The organism is Syntrophomonas sp. UBA5494, from assembly GCF_002426325.1.
On sequence record NZ_DIPG01000130.1, the window covers coordinates 3,130 to 5,180 of the forward strand.

3 protein-coding genes are annotated in these 2,051 nt (G+C 48.3%); 2 read left to right on the forward strand and 1 reads right to left on the reverse strand.

All coding sequences use genetic code 11. From position 1 onward, the window contains the following. Both B3W37_RS14655 and B3W37_RS14660 read left to right on the forward strand, forming a co-directional pair. The coding region (locus B3W37_RS14655) for a hypothetical protein (RefSeq protein ID WP_483176244.1) at positions 1–1,148 on the forward strand (1,148 nt) is incomplete at its 5' end. 11 nt (positions 1,149–1,159) lie between these two features. Then, positions 1,160–1,522, forward strand: coding sequence for a hypothetical protein (locus B3W37_RS14660; RefSeq protein ID WP_481042817.1), 363 nt, complete (start codon positions 1,160–1,162; stop codon positions 1,520–1,522). A 198-nt stretch (positions 1,523–1,720) separates the two neighbouring features. Here the strand turns inward: B3W37_RS14660 and B3W37_RS14665 are convergent. Further along, positions 1,721–2,051: LysR family transcriptional regulator substrate-binding protein (locus tag B3W37_RS14665; RefSeq protein ID WP_483176245.1), on the reverse strand; the 331-nt coding region annotated here is incomplete at its 5' end.

Genomic DNA, 2,051 nt, shown 5'->3' on the forward strand with positions numbered 1-2,051 from the left:
TTTTGTTCTTTGCTTTTGTGACCAGCCGGTTTTATGGGACGCTGATTCAGTATCGGGTGCGCTTGCCGCTGGTGTACGCCCTGGCTATGGTGATAACCCTGCTGCCCGGTACCGGCATCAATGTGGTGACCCAATGGAAGGATATCCCTTATACGGCGGCCTTGCTGTGGGGGACAAATATTCTTTTGCTGATGTGTCTATCCACAGACTATTTTTCTAAAAAACGTCACGGGCTGGAGTTTGTGGTGTGTACCTTGGCCATATGTTTGTTCCGGCATAACGGGATCCTGACCTTTGTGCTGATGCTTATATTCGGTCTGGTCTATATTGGCCGCTATCGGGATCACAAAAAGAGTATAAACTTTGGGGTATCAACTGCCCTGATTCTGGTGACGGTTTTTATCGTCAATGTGGTGACGCCTGCGCAGCTCGATGCCAATCCCAATCCGCCGGGTATGAAACTGCGGCCCATTTATCAGGGGCTGGGGGCGGTGTATTTTGCCGGACGTGAAGCCAGCATGAATGAGGGAGCCCGTCAGCTGGTGGAGTCAGTGGCGACGCCGGAGCAGCTCAAGGAGTTTTATAATCCCTATTTTGCAGATACTTATTCCAGCAATATCCCCCGGTTTCTAAATAATTTGTCCGCGGTCGGCACCGGGGCAGCGCTCGCCAGCTATGTCTCCACCCTGAGACAATTTCCTGATATCGTCTTAGGGGATAAATTCAATTTGGCTGTGACCATGTGGTCGGTGACACAGGATCCGTTCAGTTACAATAATAATTATACTACGGCGATAGAGCCGGAAATGCAGTCGGTGTTTGGTGTTCAGCGGCATGAAAATATGCTGACCGACAGCGTCAATACCTATGCTGAGAAGACGACCCATCAGTATCTGGCCAATACATTTTTATGGCGAGCCGGGTTTTGGCTGGCAATTATCTGTATTTTGCTGCTGGCGTTGATTATCGAGAGAGATCGGCGGGTAGTGCTCTATATTCCAGTGGTCGGTAATGCGGCGGTGGTCTTTCTGACCATGCCGGCCCAGGATTATCGGTATCTGTGGTTTATTGCGCTGATCTGTCCGTTTTTGGTTCTTTCGGCGCTGCTTCCATTACCCGAACGGAAGCGGCGCATCGAGGTACTTTAGGAGCAAATCCGATGGAGAGAAGAGAGAAAAGCATGGTAAATTTTATAGCGTACATTTTTTTTACGGTAGGCGGCCTGTTCCTGATGAAGCTAAGCGGGCAGCCCATCGGTTTTATTCTGCAGAATGGCGTGTTTCATCTCGATATTAGCGGCAAGATGGCTTTGGCCCTGGTGATGTATGCCACCAGTTTTCTGATCTGGACAGGGATTGTGGCGAATAGTGAGCTGAGTTTTATCGTGCCGTTTTCATCAGCGATTGTGAGTATACTGTCGGTGCTTTTGGGGCTTTTGGTTTTCCAGGAAGACTTGAATCTGTATAAAATCGTCGGGATCGCTCTGGCCGTCTCCGGGGTGATGTTGATGAATTATCAATAAAAGCAGAGTGCCGGACTGAAAGACCAATGCTATGCTGCCAGGCTGGGGAAAGAAGATTTAAGTGTCCAAGATCCCTGGGGTCTTGCAAGAGAGATTTTGTGACTCCCTACGGGTTTCTATATGCTCCCGGCAAGGCCGGCTGGGTCAATACCTTAAATTAAAGAATGACACCGTGAAGGCATCCGGTATGTTGGGGTGTCATCCCCGTGTTTCATCCGGGTCATCAAGAGCTGCTATTGCAATAAAAGCTTTTAGAATGGACTTGATGGCTTTATCTTTTCTAAAAACCAAACTTAAATAATCAACGTCAAAATAATGTCCCATTGATATAAACCTGAAATCCCTCTGGGCAAAGGCCGGTAGATCGCTAACTATCGTCGCAAAGGAAATCCCCAGACCCATTTCGACGTAAACAGCACTCAGTTCGATATTAGAGGATTCCATGATTACCCGATAGGTTAAACCGCTTTCGTCAAAATACCTCTCCAGCTTTTTGCGGGGAGTTGAACCTTTCGGGGGCAAAATCAAA

Bases quoted from the DNA above. Each gene is read 5' to 3' on its own strand.
- B3W37_RS14660 (WP_481042817.1), top strand. From the start codon at position 1,160: ATGGAGAGAAGAGAGAAAAGCATGGTAAATTTTATAGCGTACATTTTT.